Source organism: Altererythrobacter litoralis, assembly GCF_036324225.1.
GTDB lineage: Bacteria > Pseudomonadota > Alphaproteobacteria > Sphingomonadales > Sphingomonadaceae > Erythrobacter > Erythrobacter litoralis_A.
Map to the genome: position 1 here is coordinate 105,309 of NZ_JAZDQV010000001.1, position 20,362 is coordinate 125,670.

The window sequence follows — 20,362 nt, forward strand, 5'->3', positions numbered from 1 at the left end:
GTCGCATGTGTCGCATGGGCCGGGGACCCGGCGCGCGGGAACGACGAATCCTGAATCGCTACCTGAAGCTTGCGCCAGTCAGTCCGCCAGGCTCACGAAGCTGTCGATCACCCGCTTCGTGCCCGAATGCTCGAATTCGATCTCCAGCTTGTTGCCTTCCTGGTCCGTTACCGTGCCATAGCCGAACTTCTCGTGGAACACGCGCGCGCCGATGACGATGTCGCTGCGCGGCTTGGCGGCGAAGCTGGCCGCGCTTCGAGTGTTCTCGCGGACCCGCACTTGCTTGGTCTCGTATCCGGTCGAAAGCGCGCGTTGCCAGCCGGGGCCGCGGTGCGAGGATCGCTCGGGCCGGTCGCGGCTGACATGCGCGAAGGGGTCCTCGCTCTCGGTCCAGTTGGCGCGCCACAGCGAAGCGCCGCCGGTCAGCGTGGTGTGCTGGTCGATATGTTCGGCCGGCAGCTCCTCGATGAAGCGGCTGGGAATGCTGCTGGTCCATTGGCCGTAGATGCGGCGATTGGCGGCGTGGAGGATCGTGCAGCGCCGCCGTGCGCGCGTGATCGCGACATAGGCGAGGCGGCGTTCCTCTTCGAGGCTGGCGAGCCCGCCTTCGTCGAGCGCGCGCTGCGAGGGGAACACGCCTTCTTCCCAGCCGGGCAGGAAGACATGGTCGAACTCGAGCCCCTTGGCGGCATGCATGGTCATGATGGTGACCTTCTCGCCATCGTCGGCCGCGTCATTGTCCATCACGAGGCTGACATGCTCGAGGAAATCGCCAAGCGTTTCGTATTCCTCCATCGCGCGCGCGAGTTCGGACAGGTTTTCGAGCCGCCCGGCGGCCTCTGCGGTGCGCTCTTTCTGGAGCATCTCGCTATAGCCGGTTTCGTCGAGCACCATGCGCAACAGGTCAGCCGGAGTTACCTGCTCGGCCTGCTCGCGCCAGTGGAGGAACTGGCGCAGCAGTGCGCCGATCGTGGCCGCGGCGCGCGCGGGCAATTCGTCGCTATCGGCAAGTTGCAACGATGCAGCGGCCAGCGGCATGCCGGTGCGGCGCGCGTGCAGGTGCATCTTTTCGAGCGTCTTCGCGCCGAGCCCGCGCTTGGGCTGGTTGTAGATACGTTCGAAGGCCAGATCGTCCTGCGGCTGGGCGATCACCCGCAGATAAGCGAGCGCATCGCGGATTTCGGCGCGCTCGTAGAAACGGAAACCGCCGACGATGCGATAGCCCAGGCCGATCTGGATGAAGCGGTCCTCGAACTCGCGCGTCTGGTATTGCGCGCGCACCAGTATGGCGACCTGGTCCAGCCGGGCGCCTTCGCGTTCGAGCCGCTCGATCTCCTCGCCCACCCGGCGCGCTTCCTCCGGCCCGTCCCACACGCCGATCACCCGCACCTTCTCGCCATGGTTCACTTCGGTCCACAGCGTTTTCTCGTGCCGCTCGCTATTTGCGCGGATCAGCCCTGAAGCCGCGCCAAGGATATGCGGGGTGGAGCGATAGTTCTGCTCCAGCTTCACCACTTTCGCGCCGGGGAAGTCCTTCTCGAACTTGAGGATGTTGGCGACTTCCGCCCCGCGCCACGAATAGATCGACTGGTCGTCATCGCCCACTACGCAGATGTTCTTGTGCGCCTGCGCCAGCAACCGCAGCCACAGATACTGCACGGCGTTGGTGTCCTGGTATTCGTCGACCAGGATGTATTTGAAGCGGCGCTGGTAATCCTCCAGCACCTCGCGGTGGCGCCGGAAGATGTTGAGCATGTGCAGCATCAGGTCGCCGAAGTCGCAGGCGTTCAATGCCTTCAGCCGCTCTTGGTACAGCCGGTAGAATTGCTGGCCGCGGCCATTGGCATAGGATTCGTTCTCGGCCGCATCGAGATCTTCCGGGTTGAGCCCGCGGTTCTTCCAGCGGTCGATCAACCCGGCAAGCTGGCGCGCGGGCCAGCGCTTCTCGTCGAGGTCGTTTTCGGTGATCAGCTGCTTGAGCAGGCGCAACTGGTCGTCAGTATCGATGATCGTGTAATTCTGCTGCAGCCCCACCAGCTCGGCATGGCGGCGCAGCATCTTGGCGCAGATCGAATGGAAAGTGCCGAGCCACTGCATGCCCTCGGCCATATCGCCCAGATGCCCGGCGACCCGCTCGCGCATTTCGCGCGCGGCGCGATTGGTGAAGGTTACGCAGAGAATCTGGCTGGGCCACGCACGCCCGGTCGCCACAAGATGCGCGAGGCGGGCGGTGAGCGCAGCTGTCTTGCCGGTACCCGCGCCAGCCAGCATCAGCACCGGTCCTTCGGTGGCCAGCACAGCTTCGCGCTGCGGCGGGTTCAGCCGCGCTGCATAGGACGGGACGGAAGCATCGCCGGCAGGGGCGGGGAGGGTGTTCGGATCGGGCATGGACGTAGTGAACGGATAGAGAACGTTGGCGTCCCCCGCAAGGCTCAGTCGACGCGGGTTAACAGTGTAAGCTTCGCCTTGCCGACCTTGCGCTCGGCATCGAGCGACAGGCCTTTGACTTCGACTGTTTCCTTCGCGCCCGTCTCGACCGCGATCCAACTGGCCGGGCCGATCCAGCCGAGCCGCAGCATCCGGTCGAGCGCCACCGCCCCGGCGCCGGTGTCATAGGGCGGGTCTAGCAGGATCAGGTCGTATGGTTCCTTCGCAGGGCCGAGCGACAGGACCGAACCGTGCTGAACCGCGCTGCGTTCGCGTGCGCCAAGCGTCTGGATATTGGCGCGGATGGCATCGATTGCGGCTTTGTCCTGCTCGACGAAGAGGCAATGCGCCGCACCGCGCGACAGTGCTTCGAGCCCCAAAGCACCCGAGCCGGCGAAAAGGTCCGCAACCTTGAGCCCCTCGAAAGTGCCAAGGCGGCTCGCGAGCATGCTGAACAGCGTTTCGCGCGTGCGATCACCCGTTGGACGAGTGGCGTCCCCCTTTGGCGCGGACAGCTTGCGCCCGCGCCAGTCGCCCGCGATGATCCTCAATGATTGCCGCCTGCTCGTTTGAGCCAGCTACGGAAGCGCCCCAACTCGTCGGTGCGGATCTCGCGCGCCATGCCGCGGGGCAGGTCTTCGAGTTCGAACGGGCCATAGGCTGTGCGGATCAGGCGGCTGACCTGCAGGCCGAGATGTTCGAGCACGCGCCGCACTTCGCGGTTCTTGCCTTCGGTGATGGTCACTTCGATCCACTGGTTGCGGCCGGTGCGCCGTTCCAGATTGGCGTCGATGCTGCCGTAGTGGATGCCGTCGATAGTGATCCCGTCGATCAAATCTTCGAGCTGCTCCTGCGTGATGTCGCCGAAGGTCCGCGCGCGATAGGTGCGCGGGATGCCGCTGGAAGGCAGCTCCATCTGGCGCTTGAGCTCGCCGTCATTGGTCAGCAGCAGCAGGCCTTCGGTATTGAGGTCGAGCCGCCCGATCGGCATCAGCCGCGGCGTCTTCTTGGGAAGCGCATTGCGCAGCGCGGTGTAGATCGTGGGGCGCCCCTTGGGGTCGCTTTCGGCGGTGATCAGCCCGGTCGGCTTGTTGAAAGCATAAAGTCGCGTGGGTTCGGGCTTTGCGACAGGATTGCCGTCGACCGTGACACCGGTGAGATCCTTCAGGATCGTCGCGGGGGTTTCCACGATCAGCCCGCCGATCGCGATGCGGCGAGCTGCGATCATGCGCTCGACTTCACGCCGACTGGCGATTCCTGCGCGCGCGAGCAGTTTGGCAATGCGTTCGCCCTCGGGGCGCGGTTCGGAACTCATGCCATGCCGAGTAGGCGTTCAATTGACCCCGCGCAACGCTTCTTCGACGATCCGGTCGAACCGATGGATACCGCCTTCGAGCGTTCCCAGCGTCAAATGCTCGACTGCGCCGGTGGAGAGCCCCTGCTGGCCGAGTTCTGCAGCGCGGAAATCCTCGCTAGCGAAGACTCCGCCGTCGAGAAGTGCCCAGCTGCGTTCCCAATGGTCGCGTGCCTTCTCGGTCACGGGCGGTTCGGGGATCAGCATGAAGTCCTCGACCAGCGTATGGTCGACCGCTTGCGGCATCAGCACCATCACATTGACGTAATCGGGGCTGGGAATGATGATCGTGGCCGGCAGCAACTGGTAGGCGAAAGTCACGACGCGTCTGAGCGCAGCCATGTCGTTGAGGTCGACGCCCTCCATTTCCTCGAGCCTGCCCACCGCTGCGCGCTGGTGCGGCCCGATCTGGTCGCCGCTGGTCACGCCGTCCTTGAAGAAAGGCCCGATCGTCTTCGCGTGAAGCCTGGTGACATGGTAGCTTTCTAGAAAGGCATCCATGATGAGCTTCCAATTGCCCTTCACCGAATGGGTCTTGCGGCGGAACAGGTGCAGGTCGCGCATTGCGAAAGCGTCGAAATCCTCGCCCATTTGGCGCGCGTGAGTGAAGTCGGCGCCTTCGGCGGGGGCGAACCAGATCAGCCCGCCCGCTTCGCAACTGGGCAGTTCGGCCAGGCCATAGTCGGCCTTGTCCATCCCGGGGAAGGTTTCAGGGCGGGGCAGGGCGAGCAGCTTGCCGTCGAGCTTGTAGGTCCACGCATGATAGGGGCAGACGAGCCGTTTGGCGCATTGCACGTCCTGACCTTCGACAAGCCGCGTGCCGCGATGCTTGCAGACGTTGAGGAAGACGTGTGCCTTGCCGTCGGCATCGCGGGTGATGAGCAGCGGGCGCCCGGTGGCGTCATGCGGCAGCGCCATGCCGGGCTCAGGCAATACCGCCGAGGGGCACAGCACTTGCGGCATTCGATCGAACAGCGCCGCCTTCTCGCGCGCGAAGTGATCGGGATCGGTATAGAGGCTGGCCGGTATGCGGGTGATCCCGCTTTCGCTGCGCTGTTCGCCCCGCTCGATCGCACGGGCCAGGGCCAGCTGGCCTTCGGTGGGGCGCAAAGGTGGTGATTTCGTGTCGACCGCGGTCATCGGGGCGTTCCTATCTCCTCATCCGGCGGCTAGTGTCGCAGAAATTTGCGATCTTAGGAAGGACGCTACGGAATGGCTCAAACTGCTGCGGCAAAGAAGAAATCGTCGTGGCGGACGCTCGGATTGGCGCTGACCAACCGCAAGACGGGCTTCATGCTGATCTTCGGATTCGCCAGCGGCCTGCCATTCGCATTGTTCCTGGGGACGCTGTTCGCCTGGTTGACAGAGGCCGAAGTCGAACTGGAGACGATGGGCATCTTCTCGCTCATCGGGCTTGCTTATGCTTTCCAGTTCCTGTGGTCGCCGCTGATCGACAAGGTCGATCTCCCGCTGCTGCGCAAGCTTGGCAAGCGCAAGCAATGGATCGTGCCGATGCAGGTGCTGCTCGGTTCGATCCTCGTGACCCTGAGTCTGCTCGATCCCAAGTCGGAACTTGGGATGTTCTCGCTGCTGGCGGGGATTGGCGCCTTCGCCAGTGCCACGCAGGACATCGCGATCAACGCCTGGCGCATCGACGTTGCGGACGAGGAAGCGACGCTCGATATCCTCTCGACAATCTACCAGATGGGATATCGCTTCTCCTCGCTGGTCGGGGGTGCGCTGGGCCTGGTCATCGCCGCACGGATTGGCTGGCCCGAAACCTACATGATGATGGGGGCGATCCTGCTTGCAACCGGCGCGTTCGGCCTGTTCGCTCCCAATGCGGAGGGGGACCATACGCAGACCAGTGCGGCCAGCGACGCGCAGGTGCGCGAGCTGCGCCGGGCGGGTGAGTTGGTTCCGCATGTGCGCAACCGTGCGCTGGCGGTCGTGGGCCTGCTGTGGGCGGGCGCAATCGGTGTGGTGCTGACCTTCATGGTCATGTCGCTGGCCAATGCGCCCGAAGACCGGCCCAATCCGACCGAGTTCACGCTCAATTTCGGCCCGTGGATCATCGTGGCCACGATCATCCTGCCGGCGCTGATCGCTGGCTGGCTTGCTTCGCAGAAGAAGCAGGGTCGCAATTTGCTGGCTGAGGATGCGGCTCCCGCCACCGGCGGGGCCTATGCGCTCGACCACCTCTATCGCGCGTTGGTGCTGCCGCTGGTCGAATTCGTCGGGCGCATGGGCTGGTCGCTGGTGCTGATCCTGGCGGTGGTGCTGACTTACCGCATCTGCGACGCGATCTGGGGCACTTTCGCCTATCCGTTCTACCTTGGCGAATTGCAGTACACGAATGACGAAGTCGCCTTTGCGTCCAAATTCTTCGGCGTCGGCGCGATCATATTGGGGCTGGCGCTGGGGGGCTGGATGCTGACGGCGCTGGGCCGCATGTTCACGCTGGTGATCGGCGGGTTGCTCGCTGCGCTCACGAACCTGCTTTACGCCGATCTGGCGGTCGGCGGACACTACATGCAGGCGTTGAGCGATGCGGTCGGATTCACCTGGCTGATCGAGCAGATCCCCGCAATCGGCAGCGCCAAGCTGGCCAAGCTGACTATCACCATCGGGTTTGAGAATTTGGCGATCGGCATTGCCGGTGCAGCCTATATCGCGTGGCTGAGCTCGATCGTGTCAAAGCAATTCAGCGCGGTGCAATATGCGCTGCTATCCTCGCTTACCTTGCTGGTCGGCACGCTGGGGCGCGGCGCGCTGGGCGAAATGATCGAGAACCAGGGCTTCTTCGACGTCTTCGTGTTGACGACCATCATCGGGCTGGGCGCAGTGGTGCTGGTGTTTTGCGAGTGGTGGCGCGAGCGGCGCGCTGGAAAGGCGTCGGGCGTGGTGACGCCGGATATTGCAGCTCAGCCCGCGGAATGATCAGTCCGGCAGCTCGTTGTTGAGCCGCAGCACTTCGCCCGCAAGGTAGAGCGAGCCTGCGATCAGCACAGGATAGTCGTCCGAAGGCAGGCCCAGCAGCGCTTCTTCGACATCGACGGCAGCCTTGGCGTTGGGACCGAACGCCTTCGCTGGATGGCTATCGTGGTGCGGGACCGGAACAATCGTCAACGTGCGAATGCGGTCGCCGAGCGGACCTGTGATCGCGGTCGGGTCCTTGTTGTCGAGCATGCCGAGGACGAGGTGGAGTGAGTTAGGCCGATCCGCCAAGGCTTCGGCGATCACTTTGCCGGCGCTTGGGTTGTGACCGCCATCTAGCCAGATGGTCTGTTCTCCGACTAGCGATGTTAGCGGACCATCGCTCAATCGTTGCATTCGGGCAGGCCAGGTCGTCGTCTTGATACCATGGCGCAGAGCGGCTTTTGTGATCGGCAGCTTTACCTGCGTCCGCAGCATCGCAACCGCAAGGCAAGCGTTTACGCCTTGGTGAGCGCCGGGCAAGGCAGGAGCGGGTAGCTCCAGCTCGTATCGACTCTCGCTATAGACCAAACCGTCACTGCCGGAATGTAGATAGTCGCAAAACCAATCGCTGCCTGCTTCCAGCAGTTGGGCACCGGAGGATCGAACGACATCGGCGATAGCCGATCTGGATTGCTCCGGATATTCGTCGCCAAGTGTCACCAGCGGCACCCCCTTCTTGGCAATCCCAGCCTTCTCGAATGCGATCCGCGCCATCGGTTCGGTCGGCACGCCGTCCTCAGGCGCAAGCAGGAAGCGCTCATGGTCGAGCCCCAGTGCGGCGATCCCGCAGGCAGCCAGCACTTCGGGCGTCAGCACATTGGTCGCATCGAACCGCCCGCCCATGCCAACTTCGACCACGCAGGCATCGGCAGGCGTTCGGCTGAAAGCGAGGAAGGCGGCGGCAATGGTGACTTCGAAGAAGCTGGGGCTGAGGTCTTCGCCAGCATCGAGCACTTCGGCCAGCACGTCCGCCAGCGCTTCGTCCGAAATCAGCTTACCGGCAAGCCGGATGCGCTCATTGTAACGAACCAGATGCGGGCTGGTGGTGACGTGGACCTTGTAGCCCTCGGCCTCCAGCATCGCGCGCAGGAAGGCGCAGGTCGAGCCTTTGCCGTTGGTCCCGGCGACATGGAACACCGGCGGCAGGCGCAGATGCGGATCGCCGAGGCGAGCCAGTAAGGCCGTGATCGTGTCCAGCCCCAGTCGCCCTTGGGGCACGCTGAGCTGGCCGAGCCGGTCGAGTTGCGCCTGGACGCGCGGGTCGTCCGAGCGCCCGAAGTCGCGCATGATGCCTGCTTATGCCGCCTTGCGCGGCTGGAGGTATCCGAGCAGCGTCGCCAGCGTTTCCTTGAGGTTGGCGCGGTGCACCACCATGTCGACCATGCCGTGCTCGTGCAAATATTCGGCGCGCTGGAACCCTTCGGGCAGCTTTTCGCGGATCGTGTCCTGGATCACGCGCTGGCCGGCAAAGCCGATCAGTGCGCCCGGCTCGGCGATATGGACATCGCCCAGCATGGCATAGCTGGCGGTGACGCCGCCGGTGGTGGGGTCGGTCAGCACCACGATATAGGGCAGGCCCGCTTCCTTCAGGCGACGCGTCATCACGGTCGCCTTCGGCATCTGCATCAGGCTGAGGATGCCTTCCTGCATGCGTGCGCCACCTGCCGCGGTCACGACGATATAGGCGGCCTTGCGTTCGAGCGCCTTTTGCGCGCCTTCGACGAAGGCAGCGCCAACCGCCATGCCCATCGATCCGCCCATAAACCCGAAATCCTGCACGCCGACCACGGCTGCACGCCCGTCAATCGTGCCCGAGCCGACGCTGAAGGCATCCGCGTGCGGGCTCTTTGCGCGCGCCTGCTTCAGACGGTCGGTGTATTTCTTGCTGTCCTTGAACTTGAGCGGGTCTTCCTCGACCTGCGGCTGGGCCAGCATCTCGAATCCTGCATCGAGGAGCAGCGCCAGCCGCTCGTCGGCGCCAATGCGGCCGTGGTGGTCGCAGCGCGGGCAAACCGACAAATTCTCCTGGTATTCCTGCTGGAACAGCATTTCGGAGCACGACGGGCATTTGACCCAGAGGTCCTTCTCGGTCGTGCGCTTGTCGCCGAAGCCGAAGGATTTGCGGACGCGTGTGAACCAGTTCATTTCTGTCTTCCTAGCGAGCGGAGCGAACCGCCTGGGCGAGAGCCGAAGTCAGCTCCCTTAGCTTGGCCGGGGCCGCATTGCCATATTCGCCGACCAGTTCGACCAGGGCCGAGCCGACCACAACGCCGTCCGCTACCCTGGCGATCGCACCTGCCTGTTCGGGCGTGCGCACGCCGAAGCCTACCGCCACGGGCAGGTCGGTCGATTGCTTGATGCGGGCCACATTGGCTTCGATCGATTCGACCGCGGCCTGCTGCTTGCCGGTGATCCCGGCGACCGAGACGTAATAGAGAAAGCCGTCCGATCCTTCGAGCACGGCGGTAAGCCGCGCGGCATCGGTGGTGGGCGTGGCAAGGCGGACCGGCGCGATTCCTGCGCTGCGCAGGTAGGGGCCAAGTTCGGCATCTTCCTCCGGCGGGATATCGACGCAGATCACGCCGTCGACGCCGGCCTTGCTGGCGGCGCTGGCGAACCATTCGGGCCCGCGATGCACCATTGGGTTGGCATAGCCCATCAGCACCAGCGGAACATCGGGATGCCGTGTGCGGAAAACACTGGCGATCTGCAGCACGTCGTGCGTGGTTGTGCCTTTGCCAAGGCTGCGCAGATTGGCCTCTTGTATAGCGGGGCCGTCGGCCATTGGGTCGGTGAAGGGCATGCCCAGCTCGATCACGTCAGCGCCGCCCGCGACCAGCGCGTCGAGATTGGCAGCGGTGTCGCCATCGCCTGCGGTGATGAAGCAGACGAGCGCGGGGTGGGGCTTAGAGAAGGCTGAGGAGAGGCGGGTCATTTGAGGATCTTCGTGAATGTCGCAAGTACAGCGAACGCTACGGCCATCAATCCTGCCCAAATTGCGATATGGCTAATTTCGGTAGAGGTTTCAGTGCCTCCGGATAAGACCAGTCGAACAACAAAAAAGATCGGGAAGCCAAAAACCAGCCAGAAGAGTCCCTTCCTCGGCTGATAGGGCAAATTCCAGCGAACAAATGCTACGGTTCGCGGGTCGGCGATCTTTTCAACCTTACTCCTCTTTGAGGTGCGGTTGTTTCTGCGACTCACATCTCCACTCCCAGCTTTTCGGCTACGGTGAAGATATCCTTGTCGCCGCGTCCGCAGAGGTTCGCGAGGATGATCGAGTCTTTCGGCATGGTCGGCGCGACCTTCGCCACTGCCGCGATGGCGTGGCTGGGCTCAAGCGCCGGGATGATGCCTTCGGTACGGCAGAGCAGCTGGAATGCGTCGAGCGCTTCGTCGTCGGTAACGGCGGTATATTCGACGCGACCACTTTCCTTCAGCCAGGCGTGTTCCGGCCCGATCCCCGGATAGTCGAGCCCCGCGCTGATCGAATGGCCTTCGGTTATCTGGCCGTCCTCGTCCTGCAGCAGGTAGGTCTTGTTGCCGTGGAGGATGCCGGGTGAGCCGCCCAGCAGCGATGCTGCATGCTGGTCGCCGTCGAGGCCATAGCCAGCCGCTTCCACGCCCAGCATCCTCACGTCCGGATCGTCGAGGAAGGGATGGAACAGCCCCAGCGCATTCGATCCGCCGCCGATCGCGGCCACCAGCAGGTCAGGCAGGCGCCCGGTGCGGCTGAGCATTTGCGCGCGCGCTTCCTTGCCGATCACGCTTTGGAAATTGCGCACCAGCTCCGGATAGGGATGCGGCCCGGCAGCAGTGCCGATGATGTAGAAGGTGTCATGCACATTCGCGACCCAGTCGCGCAGGGCTTCGTTCATCGCATCCTTGAGCGTCGCTGCACCGGCGGTGACGGGCACAACCTCGGCGCCGAGCAGCTTCATGCGGAACACATTGGGCGCCTGCCGCGCCACGTCGGTCGCGCCCATATAGATCACGCAGGGCAGGCCGAAGCGCGCGCAGACCGTGGCAGTCGCAACCCCGTGCTGGCCTGCACCGGTTTCCGCGATGATGCGCGTCTTGCCCATGCGCATCGCGAGCAGGATCTGCCCGATGCAATTGTTGATCTTGTGCGCGCCGGTGTGATTGAGCTCGTCGCGCTTGAACCAGACCTGCGCGCCGCCAAGCTCTTCGGTCAGTCGCGGCGCGAAATAGAGTGGGCTGGGGCGGCCGACATAGTGTTCGAGCAAATCGTCGAATTCGGCCTGGAACGCCGGATCCTGCTGCGCCTTGCGATATTCTCGCTCCAGGTCGAGGATCAGCGGCATCAGCGTTTCGGCGACATAGCGCCCGCCGAATTGGCCAAAGTGCCCGCGCTCGTCGGGCATCGTGCGGAAAGAATTGGGCTGGTTCATCGCGGCAAGCGATTGGCAGAGGGGCGATTGGTTGTCTAGCGGCTTGCATATGCCGTTGGTCGACGCGCAACGATGTTACGCGACATGAATACATCATTAGTCGACGGCAAATTGTCTGTTCAGGCGGGCATGCGCAATTGGCGCGCCGGATCGACGGATAATCACATCCGCGACCGCTGAGGAATGACAATAATGAACAAGACAATTTTCGCCGCTGCGGCAGTTGCCACCTCTCTCGCCTTTGCTGCTCCCGCTTCGGCCAACGAAGCGCGCGTCGAAGCTCGCGGCGGCATCGCCTGGGCGAACGGCGTTGAAGAAGCGGTAGCCGGCGTTGCAGCAGGCTATGATTTCGACCTTGGCGACAGCGAGAACGGCAGCGTTTTCTTCGGCGTCGAAGGCTCGGCCGACAAGGTCCTTGTCGACGGCGCGAACGTCTATTTTGGCACCACCGCACGCCTCGGCGCCAAGATCGGCCAGAGCGGCAAGCTTTTCGCCACTGTCGGCTACAGCTTCGGTGAAGGCGAAGATGTGCCGCACCTCGGCGGCGGCTACCAGCACAAGATCAATGACAAGGTCTACCTGAAGGCCGAATACCAGCACTTCTTCAGCGACTTCGTTGACCTGAACACCGCTGCAGTTGGCCTTGGCGTCACCTTCTGATCGCGTCGACAACCAAACGGGAAGGGCGGTCCGGTTGGGCCGCCCTTTTCGATTCAGGCGCTGGCCGCCGCTTCGCAGAAGGCGCGAATCAAGCCCGCATCCTTGACACCGGGAGCGCTTTCCACGCCCGATGACGTATCTACCAGCGGAGCGCCGGTCTGCCCGATCGCTTCGGCGACATTGGCAGGGCTAAGCCCGCCAGCAAGGCCCCAGTCGATTACATGCCTGTGCCCATGCAGTAGGCCCCACGCAAAGGTCTCCCCCGTGCCGCCGGGCAGCGCCTTCGCCGGCGAATCGAACAGCAGGCGGTCAACCTTGCCGATAAAGTCGGCGCTGTGTTCCAGCGTTCCGGCGTCTCGCATACCGAGCGCCTTCCATACCTCGATCCCGGCCTTCTCGCGGACAAGCGCACACCATTCCGGTGTTTCGTTGCCGTGGAACTGGACGATATCCGGCCTGACCGTTCCGATCGCCCGAGCAGTCAGCTGCGGATCCGCATTGACCAGCAGCAGCACTGCCTTAGCGCGACCAGCGGCATGCGCGCGCAAAGCAGCAGCTTGTTCGAGCGAAACATGGCGCGGGCTCGGTTCGAAGTGGACGAGGCCAAAATGCGTGGCGCCCGCAGCGATAGCGGCATCTACTGTCTCGGGCGTCGACAGCCCGCAAATCTTTATCTGAATGCTCATGGCTGGACTACAGCGTCGCCTCGATCGCGCGAGCAGCGGCGAGCGGATCATCCGCGCGGCTGATCGGGCGCCCAATCACCAGCACGCTGGCGCCGTCGTCGCGTGCCTGGCGCGGGGTCACGACGCGCTTCTGGTCGCCAGTGGCCTTGCCTCCGGGGCGCAGGCCGGGAACCACGAAGAATCCGTCTTTCCACTGCTTGTGGACCGCCTTCACTTCGTGGCCCGAACACACGATCCCGTCGAGCCCGGCGTCATGCGCCAGTTCGGCAAGCCGCATCACCTGGTCATGCGCGCTGCCGCCGATGCCGGTGCGCGCCATGTCGCGCTCGTCGAGGCTGGTGAGCATGGTAACGGCCACGACCTTGCACCCGTCGGCTGCGGCGGCCTTGGCGTCTTCCATCATGGCGCGCCCGCCGCTGGCATGGATCGTCACGATGGCCGGTTCGAGCACATGGATCGCCTGCATGGCGCCCGCCACGGTGTTGGGGATGTCATGCAGCTTCAGGTCGAGGAAGATCGGCAGGCCCATATGCGCGATCTCATGCACTCCGGCATGGCCATGCGCGCAGAAGAATTCGAGCCCCAGCTTGACCCCGCCGATATGCGATTTGACCTTGTTCAGCAGCGCCTTGGCTGCGTCGATCTTCGGTACATCGAGCGCGAGGTATACGGGGTTGGTCATGGTTGCTCGTCAGAAGATGGTGAAAGGCTGTCTCCGGCCACAGGGGCTGGCGATGCCGTGGGCTGGTGCCGACCGCTCAATGCATTCGAGCGCACGGCATTTTCAAGCGAGGTGATCCGCCGGTTGAGGTTCCACTTGGCGCCGCGGTGATAGAGCCACATGGGCAGGAGTCCGAGCAGGAAAGCGACGATCACAAGCACAGGAACCTTGGTTTCGAGCACCAGATTGTCCCACAGGATCACTTCAACCGGGTCCCAGTTGAAGAAGGAAAACACCAGCAATCCGAACAGGATCAGTACCCAGATGACCGTGCGCAGGATCTGCATGTTCTTTTCCCCTCGGTTTGTGGCGCCTTGGGTTCGAAACTAAGGCATTTGGCGTGCGAGTCTAGCCAAAGACCCGCGCGAAAATCGTATCGACCTGCTTGAAGTGGTAAGCGAGGTCGAACTTCTCTTCCAGCTCTTCGGGAGAAAGCGCGGCGGCGACTTCCTCATCCGCCTTGAGCAGGTCGAGCAGCGACAGCGCGCCGTCCGATTCCCACACCTTCATGGCGTTGCGCTGGACCAGGCGATAGGCGTTATCGCGCGTGATCCCGGCCTGGGTCAGTGCCAGCAAGACGCGCTGCGAATGAACGAGGCCGCCCATCCGGTCGAGGTTCTTCTGCATGCGTTCCGGATAGACTAGAAGTTTGTCGACCACGCCGGTGAGGCGGGCGAGCGCGAAGTCGAGCGTGATCGTTGCGTCGGGCCCGATGAAACGCTCGACCGAAGAGTGCGAGATATCGCGTTCATGCCAAAGCGCCACGTTTTCGAGCGCGGGCATCGCATAGGCGCGGATCATGCGAGCCTGGCCGGTCAGATTCTCGGTAAGGATCGGGTTGCGCTTGTGCGGCATGGCCGATGAGCCTTTTTGCCCCGGCGAGAAGTATTCTTCGGCCTCCAGCACCTCGGTGCGCTGGAGATGGCGGATTTCGACTGCCAACCGCTCGATCGAGCTGGCAATCACCGCCAGCGTCGAGAAGTACATCGCGTGGCGATCGCGCGGGATCACCTGCGTGCTGACCGGCTCGACCGCGAGCCCGAGCTGCGCGGCGACATATTCTTCTACCGCGGGGTCGATATTGGCGAAGGTGCCGACCGCACCCGAAATGGCGCAGGTTGCGATCTCGGCCCGCGCTGCGACCAGCCGCGCACGGCAACGGTCGAATTCGGCATAGGCCTGCGCCAGCTTGAGCCCGAAAGTGGTCGGTTCGGCATGGATGCCGTGGCTGCGCCCGATTGTGGGCGTGTATTTGTGCTCTTCTGCGCGGCGCCGGATCGCGGCCAGAAGATCGTCCATCTCGGCAAGCAGGATGTCGGTCGCACGCGCCAGTTGCACCGCCAGAGTGGTGTCGAGCACGTCGCTGCTGGTCATGCCCTGGTGCATGAAGCGCGCTTCCGGGCCAACCTGCTCCGCCACCCAATCGAGGAAGGCGATCACGTCGTGCTTGAGCACGGCTTCCTTGGCGTCGATCGCAGCGACGTCGATCGCTGGATTGGTCGCCCACCAGTCCCAAAGCGCCTTAGCGCCGCTCATCGGGACAACGCCCAGTTCCGCCAGCTTCTGCGTCGCATGCGCTTCGATCTCGAACCAGATGCGATAGCGAGCTTCGGGTTCCCAGATCGCAGTCATGGCGGGGCGGGCGTAACGGGGGACCATCGACAACTCCAAAAGGGTATTGCGGCAATGCGGCGCGGCTAGGATCGGAAGCCGCAGCGGTCAACCCGGCCAGGCGAATTCCATCGCGGTTTGGCCTGTTTTTTCTCCCTCAGGGCTGAATCGGCGCTCTATGATGCGGCCATTCCCAGCGCGATCGATCATGACGACGGTGGAGCAGCGCGTTCCATAGACCGGATTGCGGATGAAGACTGGCGTTTCCTTCGCTTCGATCGGGACATCCGATGGAAGCAGCGGGTGCAGGCCGAAATCGCCGAGATCCTTTCGTGCCAAAGCCTCAAACAGGGGTTCCTCTACATGCTCGCCGGTGACCAGCCAATCGAGCAAGGCGGATTTAAGTTGCATGGTCTTGGCCCAGGGCACGTCGAAAGCGCCATTGGACAAGCCGTAGACACCGTGGGCGAGGCGCGCACTCGTCGCATCAGGCCGGTTGGTGATGAAGCGCGCATCACTCTTATCAGCGTGTATCAAGTTGAATGGATTGTAGCGGTCAAGCTCCATGGGGTACTGTCGTCCCTCAAGCAACCGCGCGACAAGTTCGCCACGCGATGTCCGAGCAGGGTCGGGTGCACCGTAACCCCTCAAATTGGTGACCAGCACGAAATTGCCGAGTTCTGAGACGCCGAGCCATGTCCCGCCCGATTGCAGGTCGCGACCGGCGATGATGCCGCTATCGCCGTTCCAACGGCCGAGCGGGGCTGCGGGTCGTTCGTGGAACTCGTCCCGGTTGCCGAGGGCCACCAGTCTCCACTTGGGGTGAGCCTCCCAGGCGATTGCCGCGACGCACACGGTCAGATCAGCCCTTTCGAGCGTAGTGAGACATGGCCTTCGCGGCCGATGATCACATGATCGTGCACTGTAATGCCCAACAGGCGGCCGGCTTCGACGATACGATTGGTGATCTGGATGTCGGCCCGGCTTGGCTCGGGGCAACCGCTCGGATGGTTGTGGACCAGGATGAGCGCACTTGCACCGATATCCAGTGCCCGGCGGATCACTTCGCGCGGGTGGATCGCGGCTTCGTCGATCGAGCCGTCGCCAACGTGATGATCGTCGATCAGCCGGTTGCGCGTGTCGAGATAGAGCGCCCGAACGCGCTCGACCGTAAGGTGGGCCATGTCGATCGCGAGATAATCGAGCAAGGCCTGCCAGCTGCCCAGCACCGGCTTGTCGCGCACTTCGCTGCGCGCCATGCGCCGCGCCGCCAGCGCCACGCTCTTGAGCGCGGCTGCACTGGTCAGCCCGACTCCATTGACCCGCTGCAAAGCGCCCGGATCAGCGTTGAGCACCCCGGCGAGCGAACCGAAGCGCTTGATCAGCGCCTTGGCGACCGGCTTGGTATCCCCCTGCCTGACGGCGGCGAACAGCAAATATTCGAGCACCTCATAATCGGCCAGCGCTTCGGCCCCTCCGTTGAGCAGCCTCTCGCGCAGCCTCGCACGATGCCCCGCACCTGCGTGATCCGGCGAATCTTTCTTCGAATTTTCCTCAGCTTGCGGCAAGAATGCCTCCGCTACGACCCAATGATGACAGCATTGCCTTCGCAATACGAAAGGCGCAAGAGTGCGCCCTGATGGCGGACGCCGAAGCCCCCTCCGAATACACAGCAACAACGCGCCGGTACTGGCCGCGCCGCAGGCGATGGCAAGTATTGCTCGTGCTGCTTATCGTCTTGGTCGTCACCAGCATCGTGGCTTGGCGCTCGCGCGAAAAAATTGCCGATAACCTGATTGCGTCGCAGCTCGAGCAGTTGGGCATCGAGGCCACCTACGACATCGAGTCGATCGGCCCGACGCGGCAGGTGCTGACCAATGTCGTCATCGGCGACCCGGCGCGGCCCGACCTGTCAGTAGAGCGGATCGAGCTGGTGCCGACCGTGCGCTGGTGGGGAGCCGGGATTGGATCGGTAACCGTGGTGCGACCTCGGCTACGGGCTTCTTATCGCGACGGCAAATTCAGCCTTGGCGCGCTCGATCCGTTGCTTGAGCAGGAAAGCGAGCCCAAGCCATGATCGTACGCAAATCGACCAAGCCTTCCGGTAATGCCAAAGCCAGTGCCATGCAAAACGGGCACGCAATTGGCACAAGGTGGGCGAGGGCCGGGATGGCGGGTCTGATCGCCGCAGGGCTGGCCGGGTGCATCAATGTCGCTGCGCCCGACAAGCCCATCGTGATCGAGCTTAACATCAATATCCGGCAGGAAGTGATCTATCGCCTGGCCGAAGATGCGGCTGCGACGATCGAAGAGAATGCGGATATCTTCTGATGGGAAGGCTGAGTGAGATGATGAAATTGCGCAACATTGCAATATCGGGTGCCGCTGCTGCACTGGCCTTGGGCGCATTCGCCTCGCCGGTCATGGCGCAGCGCGATCCGGCCTATGCCGCCGCCCGCAGCGCAGGCCAGATCGGCGAGAAGATGGACGGCTATATCGGCATAGTCGGTGCTGAAAACGCGGACCTTCGCCGCCTAGTCAACGATATCAATATCAAGCGGCGCGCGGTTTATGCCGAGCAGGCGCAGCAGAACAATGTAACGCTTGAAGAATATGCCTTTTCCGCCGGTTGCCAGCTGATCATGAAAACCGTGCCCGGAGAAAAATACCAGGCTCCCGGCGGTGCATGGGAAACCCGCACTTCGGCCCCGCCTCAACGGGACTCGCGCTGCCCCTGACCGGGTGTTTGCCGCACTGCGGCAAAATGCGCCGATTACACCCCATCCACCGGTTGACTCGGCTATGGCTGCCGCCTAAGGGGGCGGCGCCCTCGGCGGGCACATCTGCCCGTGCTGCGCGTTCCACTACATGGAGGCTGGCATGAGCGACGATAAGTCCGCACGAGAACCCATTGCTGAGGATGCGCGTATCGACGCGCTCGAAGAGCGGCTCAGGGCCGCACGCGAGCGTGAAGAAGAGCGCAACCGGCCGCAAGTGAAGGGCGTTGATGCGAATTATCGCAGCGGCAACCGGGCACTTGCGGACCTGATCGGCGGGATTTTCGGAGGCTTTGTCATCGGCTGGGTGATTGATCGCTTTGCCGGGACAGCGCCCTGGGGTCTGTTGGTGATGTTGTTCCTTGGGATCATCGTCGCCTTCAGGAACATCATTCGTGCAGCGAACACGCGCCCTGACGATCCGCCTGCGGATCAATAGCGGCGGGTCGAGTTTAGAGCGTTAGGGACAAGAACGATCGTGACAGCCGCAGAAGGCAAGGTCGACCCGATGAAGCAATTCGCCATTGAGCCGTTGTTCGGCTCTGGCGGATGGGAACTGGCCGGTTACAACATCGCTTTCACCAACTCGGCGCTGTGGATGCTGATTGCCACCGTGCTGCTTTGGGCATTCGTTGCTGGCGGCATGAAGCGCCAGCTGGTGCCCGGTCGCTGGCAGATGATGGTGGAGACCTTCACCGGCTTCATCGACGACATGCTCGAAGCGAACGTGGGCAAGGAAGGGCGCAAATATGTGCCCTATATCTTCAGCCTGTTCATGTTCATCCTGTTTGCGAACCTGCTGGGCCTGCTGCCGATCGGCATTTTCGGCTTGCACCCGTTCACTTTCACCAGCCACTTCACCGTTACCGGCGTGCTGGCGATCCTGAGCTTCTCGATCGTCCTTGTCGTCGGTTTCTGGAAGCACGGACTGCATTTCTTCAGCCTGTTCGTGCCGCATGGCACGCCTTTGTGGCTGATCTGGCTGATCCCCGTAATCGAACTGATTTCCTTTCTCGTGCGCCCGTTCAGCCTCGCTCTGCGACTGTTCGTGGCGATGATGGCCGGCCACGTTCTCCTCAAGGTGCTCGCCAGCTTCGTGATCGACAGCGTCAATGCAGGCGCAGTGTTCGGCGGTTTTATCGGCGTGCCCAGCCTTGTGCTGATGGTTGCGATCAGCGCGCTGGAGATCCTGGTTGCGGGCATCCAGGCTTATGTTTTCGCTCTGCTGACGTCGCTCTACATCAACGACGCAGAGAACCTTCACTAATCTCATCCGTTCATTCAACAGTTTCTACCTAAAGGAGTTTTTCAAATGGAAGCAGAAGCAGCCAAGCTCGTCGGTGCTGGCCTCGCAGCGATCGGTGCCGGCATGGCCGCCATCGGCGTGGGCAACGTGTTCGGTTCGTTCCTTGAATCGGCACTGCGCAACCCGGGTGCAGCCGACGGCCAGCAGGGCCGCCTGTTCATCGGCTTCGCCGCGGCGGAACTTCTGGGCCTGCTGGCCTTCGTCGTCGCGATGATCCTGATCTTCGTCGCCTAACGACGTTTTGCATTATCCGGTCGGCCTAAAGGCCGGCCGGGCAATGTCTTTGCTGATTTGAACTTCGGACCCGACGCATGCCTCAGATAGCGCAGCTTGCCGATACCTATGCCAGCCAGGTCTTCTGGCTGCTGATTTTCTTCGGCTTCACCTTTTTCGTCATCGGGCGCGGGATGGTGCCCAAGGTGATGGATACCGTGGCGATGCGCGACAAGCAGATCGCAGACGATCTCGCGGCCGCACAGGCTGCGCGTGACACTGCGAACGAGCAGGAAGAAATCTGGCGCCAGCGTGAAAACGCCAACCATGCCACGGCTCAGGCGGTGATCGCCAAGGCCAAGGCGGATGCCGCGGCCAAGACCGACAAGAAGGTGGCTGCTGCGCAGAAGCGGCTCGACACCAAGCTCGCCGAGGCCGAAAGCCGCATCGCCGAAGCGCGTTCGGCGGCAATGTCCGAAGTTGAGACTGTTGCTGCCGAAGCGGCGCAGGACATCGTGGCCCGGCTCGCCGGTGCCAAGGTCGATGCTGCTGCAGCCAAGGCTGCCGTGAAGGAGGCTCTGGCTCATGGCTGACATCCTTTCGATCCTCGCCGGAGCTGCCGAAGAGGGCGGACACGCCGGGCCCGAAGCGCTGTGGTTGCAAGACTACCAGTGGGTTTCGGTGGCGATGCTGATCCTGATCGGCATCATCGTGTGGAAGAAGGTCCCCGGCCTCATCACCGGCGGTCTCGACGCCAAGATCCAGGCGATCCGCGAACAGCTTGACGAAGCCAAGGAACTGCGCGCCGAAGCCGAAGCACTGCGCGACGAATATGCCGCCAAGATGACCGAAGCTGAAAAGCATGCGGAAGCCATGATGGAAAACGCCCAGCGTGATGCGGATGCGATCCTTGAAAAGGCAGAAGCCGACAGCAAGCTGATGGTCGAACGCCGCAAGCGCATGGCGGAAGACAAGATCTCCGCTGCCGAGCGCGAAGCGATCGACCAGGTCAAGGCGGCTGCAGTCGCTGCTGCAGCAAGTGCTGCGCGGAAGCTGATTGCCGACAAGCACGGTGCCGATGCTGACCGCAAGCTTGCGGACGAGGTCATCGCCTCGATCTGATCCCGGCTTTGGCCAAGCGATAAAGAGGGCGGTCCAGGTGGGCCGCCTTTTTTGTGTCGAGAAAGGGGCTTGGCAGGAACTTAAAACCCGCTAA

The 20,362-nt window shown here is 62.9% G+C and carries 24 protein-coding genes; 10 read left to right on the plus strand and 14 right to left on the minus strand.

The genetic code is table 11. The annotated features are described in order from the left end of the window. Positions 1-78: 78 nt before the first annotated feature. Genes VRS74_RS00525 through VRS74_RS00540 form a run of 4 tightly spaced genes read right to left on the minus strand, consistent with a single transcriptional unit; the run spans position 79 to position 4,921 of the window. Positions 79-2,388 carry an ATP-dependent helicase gene (locus tag VRS74_RS00525; RefSeq protein WP_354143279.1) on the minus strand — a complete coding sequence of 770 codons (2,310 nt, stop codon included), beginning with the start codon at positions 2,386-2,388 and terminating at the stop codon, positions 79-81. Between the two features lie 44 nt (positions 2,389-2,432). Beyond that, positions 2,433-2,978, minus strand: a complete 546-nt coding sequence (gene rsmD / locus VRS74_RS00530; RefSeq protein WP_354143280.1) for a 16S rRNA (guanine(966)-N(2))-methyltransferase RsmD — start codon at positions 2,976-2,978, stop codon at positions 2,433-2,435. Further along, the gene (locus VRS74_RS00535) at positions 2,975-3,742 is read right to left on the minus strand and encodes a pseudouridine synthase (RefSeq protein ID WP_354143281.1); all 768 of its coding nucleotides are present in this window, start codon (positions 3,740-3,742) and stop codon (positions 2,975-2,977) included. The genes rsmD and VRS74_RS00535 overlap by 4 nt, the downstream gene beginning before the upstream one ends. A gap of 18 nt (positions 3,743-3,760) precedes the next feature. Further along, entirely contained in the window at positions 3,761-4,921 is a 1,161-nt protein-coding gene (locus VRS74_RS00540) for an aromatic ring-hydroxylating oxygenase subunit alpha (RefSeq protein WP_354143282.1), read from the minus strand. A gap of 72 nt (positions 4,922-4,993) precedes the next feature. Between VRS74_RS00540 and VRS74_RS00545 the strand changes: the two genes are divergently transcribed. Next, positions 4,994-6,721: an AmpG family muropeptide MFS transporter gene (locus VRS74_RS00545; RefSeq protein ID WP_354143283.1), complete on the plus strand. Its 1,728-nt coding sequence runs from the start codon at positions 4,994-4,996 to the stop codon at positions 6,719-6,721. On the opposite strand, the gene VRS74_RS00550 is transcribed toward VRS74_RS00545, so the two are convergent. The 4 genes from VRS74_RS00550 to trpB form a co-directional block, all read right to left on the minus strand. Beyond that, entirely contained in the window at positions 6,722-8,047 is a 1,326-nt protein-coding gene (locus VRS74_RS00550) for a bifunctional folylpolyglutamate synthase/dihydrofolate synthase (RefSeq protein WP_354143284.1), read from the minus strand. A 9-nt stretch (positions 8,048-8,056) separates the two neighbouring features. Next, positions 8,057-8,905 (minus strand): acetyl-CoA carboxylase, carboxyltransferase subunit beta, encoded by an 849-nt coding sequence (gene accD, locus VRS74_RS00555; protein ID WP_354143285.1) that lies wholly within the window; start codon positions 8,903-8,905, stop codon positions 8,057-8,059. A gap of 10 nt (positions 8,906-8,915) precedes the next feature. Next, on the minus strand, positions 8,916-9,695 hold the full coding sequence (gene trpA, locus VRS74_RS00560; protein ID WP_354143286.1) for a tryptophan synthase subunit alpha: 780 nt from the start codon (positions 9,693-9,695) through the stop codon (positions 8,916-8,918). Between the two features lie 265 nt (positions 9,696-9,960). Next, positions 9,961-11,172 carry a tryptophan synthase subunit beta gene (gene trpB, locus VRS74_RS00565; protein WP_354143287.1) on the minus strand — a complete coding sequence of 404 codons (1,212 nt, stop codon included), beginning with the start codon at positions 11,170-11,172 and terminating at the stop codon, positions 9,961-9,963. Between the two features lie 192 nt (positions 11,173-11,364). On the opposite strand from trpB, the gene VRS74_RS00570 reads away from it, so the two are divergent. Continuing rightward, positions 11,365-11,832 (plus strand): outer membrane protein, encoded by a 468-nt coding sequence (locus VRS74_RS00570; RefSeq protein WP_354143288.1) that lies wholly within the window; start codon positions 11,365-11,367, stop codon positions 11,830-11,832. 53 nt (positions 11,833-11,885) lie between these two features. Here VRS74_RS00570 and VRS74_RS00575 read toward each other — a convergent pair whose 3' ends face one another. The 6 genes from VRS74_RS00575 to radC form a co-directional block, all read right to left on the minus strand. Next, positions 11,886-12,518 carry a phosphoribosylanthranilate isomerase gene (locus VRS74_RS00575; protein ID WP_354143289.1) on the minus strand — a complete coding sequence of 211 codons (633 nt, stop codon included), beginning with the start codon at positions 12,516-12,518 and terminating at the stop codon, positions 11,886-11,888. Positions 12,519-12,525: 7 nt separating this feature from the next. After that, positions 12,526-13,200 (minus strand): orotidine-5'-phosphate decarboxylase, encoded by a 675-nt coding sequence (gene pyrF, locus VRS74_RS00580; RefSeq protein ID WP_354143290.1) that lies wholly within the window; start codon positions 13,198-13,200, stop codon positions 12,526-12,528. After that, positions 13,197-13,526 carry a LapA family protein gene (locus tag VRS74_RS00585; RefSeq protein WP_354143291.1) on the minus strand — a complete coding sequence of 110 codons (330 nt, stop codon included), beginning with the start codon at positions 13,524-13,526 and terminating at the stop codon, positions 13,197-13,199. The genes pyrF and VRS74_RS00585 overlap by 4 nt, the downstream gene beginning before the upstream one ends. 61 nt (positions 13,527-13,587) lie before the next feature. Next, positions 13,588-14,898 (minus strand): adenylosuccinate lyase, encoded by a 1,311-nt coding sequence (gene purB / locus VRS74_RS00590; RefSeq protein ID WP_354143292.1) that lies wholly within the window; start codon positions 14,896-14,898, stop codon positions 13,588-13,590. 60 nt (positions 14,899-14,958) lie between these two features. Then, positions 14,959-15,705, minus strand: coding sequence for an NRDE family protein (locus VRS74_RS00595; RefSeq protein WP_354143293.1), 747 nt, complete (start codon positions 15,703-15,705; stop codon positions 14,959-14,961). A gap of 2 nt (positions 15,706-15,707) precedes the next feature. Continuing rightward, positions 15,708-16,418, minus strand: coding sequence for a RadC family protein (gene radC / locus VRS74_RS00600; protein ID WP_354143294.1), 711 nt, complete (start codon positions 16,416-16,418; stop codon positions 15,708-15,710). Between the two features lie 71 nt (positions 16,419-16,489). On the opposite strand from radC, the gene VRS74_RS00605 reads away from it, so the two are divergent. The 8 genes from VRS74_RS00605 to VRS74_RS00640 all read left to right on the plus strand — a co-directional run bounded on the left by VRS74_RS00605 (position 16,490) and on the right by VRS74_RS00640 (position 20,268). Then, a complete protein-coding gene (locus VRS74_RS00605) occupies positions 16,490-16,927 on the plus strand; it encodes an intermembrane phospholipid transport protein YdbH family protein (protein ID WP_354143295.1) in 438 nt (145 codons plus the stop codon). Between the two features lie 92 nt (positions 16,928-17,019). Further along, positions 17,020-17,181 carry a YnbE family lipoprotein gene (locus VRS74_RS00610; protein ID WP_354143296.1) on the plus strand — a complete coding sequence of 54 codons (162 nt, stop codon included), beginning with the start codon at positions 17,020-17,022 and terminating at the stop codon, positions 17,179-17,181. A gap of 17 nt (positions 17,182-17,198) precedes the next feature. Further along, entirely contained in the window at positions 17,199-17,588 is a 390-nt protein-coding gene (locus tag VRS74_RS00615) for a YdbL family probable chaperone protein (protein ID WP_354143297.1), read from the plus strand. A gap of 142 nt (positions 17,589-17,730) precedes the next feature. Further along, positions 17,731-18,066: an AtpZ/AtpI family protein gene (locus VRS74_RS00620; RefSeq protein ID WP_354143298.1), complete on the plus strand. Its 336-nt coding sequence runs from the start codon at positions 17,731-17,733 to the stop codon at positions 18,064-18,066. A 69-nt stretch (positions 18,067-18,135) separates the two neighbouring features. Further along, complete coding sequence (locus VRS74_RS00625; RefSeq protein WP_354143549.1) at positions 18,136-18,894, plus strand: F0F1 ATP synthase subunit A; 759 nt, start codon at positions 18,136-18,138, stop codon at positions 18,892-18,894. Between the two features lie 45 nt (positions 18,895-18,939). Beyond that, on the plus strand, positions 18,940-19,167 hold the full coding sequence (locus VRS74_RS00630; RefSeq protein WP_027442220.1) for a F0F1 ATP synthase subunit C: 228 nt from the start codon (positions 18,940-18,942) through the stop codon (positions 19,165-19,167). A gap of 77 nt (positions 19,168-19,244) precedes the next feature. Continuing rightward, entirely contained in the window at positions 19,245-19,739 is a 495-nt protein-coding gene (locus tag VRS74_RS00635) for a F0F1 ATP synthase subunit B family protein (RefSeq protein WP_354143299.1), read from the plus strand. After that, positions 19,732-20,268, plus strand: a complete 537-nt coding sequence (locus VRS74_RS00640) for a F0F1 ATP synthase subunit B family protein (protein ID WP_354143300.1) — start codon at positions 19,732-19,734, stop codon at positions 20,266-20,268. Before VRS74_RS00635 ends, VRS74_RS00640 begins: the two co-directional genes overlap by 8 nt. Positions 20,269-20,362: the final 94 nt, after the last annotated feature.

Bases quoted from the DNA above. Each gene is read 5' to 3' on its own strand.
- VRS74_RS00635 (WP_354143299.1), top strand. From the start codon at position 19,245: ATGCCTCAGATAGCGCAGCTTGCCGATACCTATGCCAGCCAGGTCTTC.
- trpA (WP_354143286.1), bottom strand. From the start codon at position 9,695: ATGACCCGCCTCTCCTCAGCCTTCTCTAAGCCCCACCCCGCGCTCGTC.
- VRS74_RS00640 (WP_354143300.1), top strand. From the start codon at position 19,732: ATGGCTGACATCCTTTCGATCCTCGCCGGAGCTGCCGAAGAGGGCGGA.
- VRS74_RS00535 (WP_354143281.1), bottom strand. From the start codon at position 3,742: ATGAGTTCCGAACCGCGCCCCGAGGGCGAACGCATTGCCAAACTGCTC.
- VRS74_RS00585 (WP_354143291.1), bottom strand. From the start codon at position 13,526: ATGCAGATCCTGCGCACGGTCATCTGGGTACTGATCCTGTTCGGATTG.
- VRS74_RS00550 (WP_354143284.1), bottom strand. From the start codon at position 8,047: ATGCGCGACTTCGGGCGCTCGGACGACCCGCGCGTCCAGGCGCAACTC.
- VRS74_RS00525 (WP_354143279.1), bottom strand. From the start codon at position 2,388: ATGCCCGATCCGAACACCCTCCCCGCCCCTGCCGGCGATGCTTCCGTC.
- VRS74_RS00620 (WP_354143298.1), top strand. From the start codon at position 17,731: ATGAGCGACGATAAGTCCGCACGAGAACCCATTGCTGAGGATGCGCGT.
- trpB (WP_354143287.1), bottom strand. From the start codon at position 11,172: ATGAACCAGCCCAATTCTTTCCGCACGATGCCCGACGAGCGCGGGCAC.
- VRS74_RS00615 (WP_354143297.1), top strand. From the start codon at position 17,199: ATGATGAAATTGCGCAACATTGCAATATCGGGTGCCGCTGCTGCACTG.
- accD (WP_354143285.1), bottom strand. From the start codon at position 8,905: ATGAACTGGTTCACACGCGTCCGCAAATCCTTCGGCTTCGGCGACAAG.
- VRS74_RS00570 (WP_354143288.1), top strand. From the start codon at position 11,365: ATGAACAAGACAATTTTCGCCGCTGCGGCAGTTGCCACCTCTCTCGCC.
- VRS74_RS00540 (WP_354143282.1), bottom strand. From the start codon at position 4,921: ATGACCGCGGTCGACACGAAATCACCACCTTTGCGCCCCACCGAAGGC.
- VRS74_RS00545 (WP_354143283.1), top strand. From the start codon at position 4,994: ATGGCTCAAACTGCTGCGGCAAAGAAGAAATCGTCGTGGCGGACGCTC.
- VRS74_RS00630 (WP_027442220.1), top strand. From the start codon at position 18,940: ATGGAAGCAGAAGCAGCCAAGCTCGTCGGTGCTGGCCTCGCAGCGATC.
- VRS74_RS00605 (WP_354143295.1), top strand. From the start codon at position 16,490: ATGGCGGACGCCGAAGCCCCCTCCGAATACACAGCAACAACGCGCCGG.
- purB (WP_354143292.1), bottom strand. From the start codon at position 14,898: ATGGTCCCCCGTTACGCCCGCCCCGCCATGACTGCGATCTGGGAACCC.
- VRS74_RS00575 (WP_354143289.1), bottom strand. From the start codon at position 12,518: ATGAGCATTCAGATAAAGATTTGCGGGCTGTCGACGCCCGAGACAGTA.
- VRS74_RS00625 (WP_354143549.1), top strand. From the start codon at position 18,136: ATGAAGCAATTCGCCATTGAGCCGTTGTTCGGCTCTGGCGGATGGGAA.
- pyrF (WP_354143290.1), bottom strand. From the start codon at position 13,200: ATGACCAACCCCGTATACCTCGCGCTCGATGTACCGAAGATCGACGCA.
- VRS74_RS00610 (WP_354143296.1), top strand. From the start codon at position 17,020: ATGGCGGGTCTGATCGCCGCAGGGCTGGCCGGGTGCATCAATGTCGCT.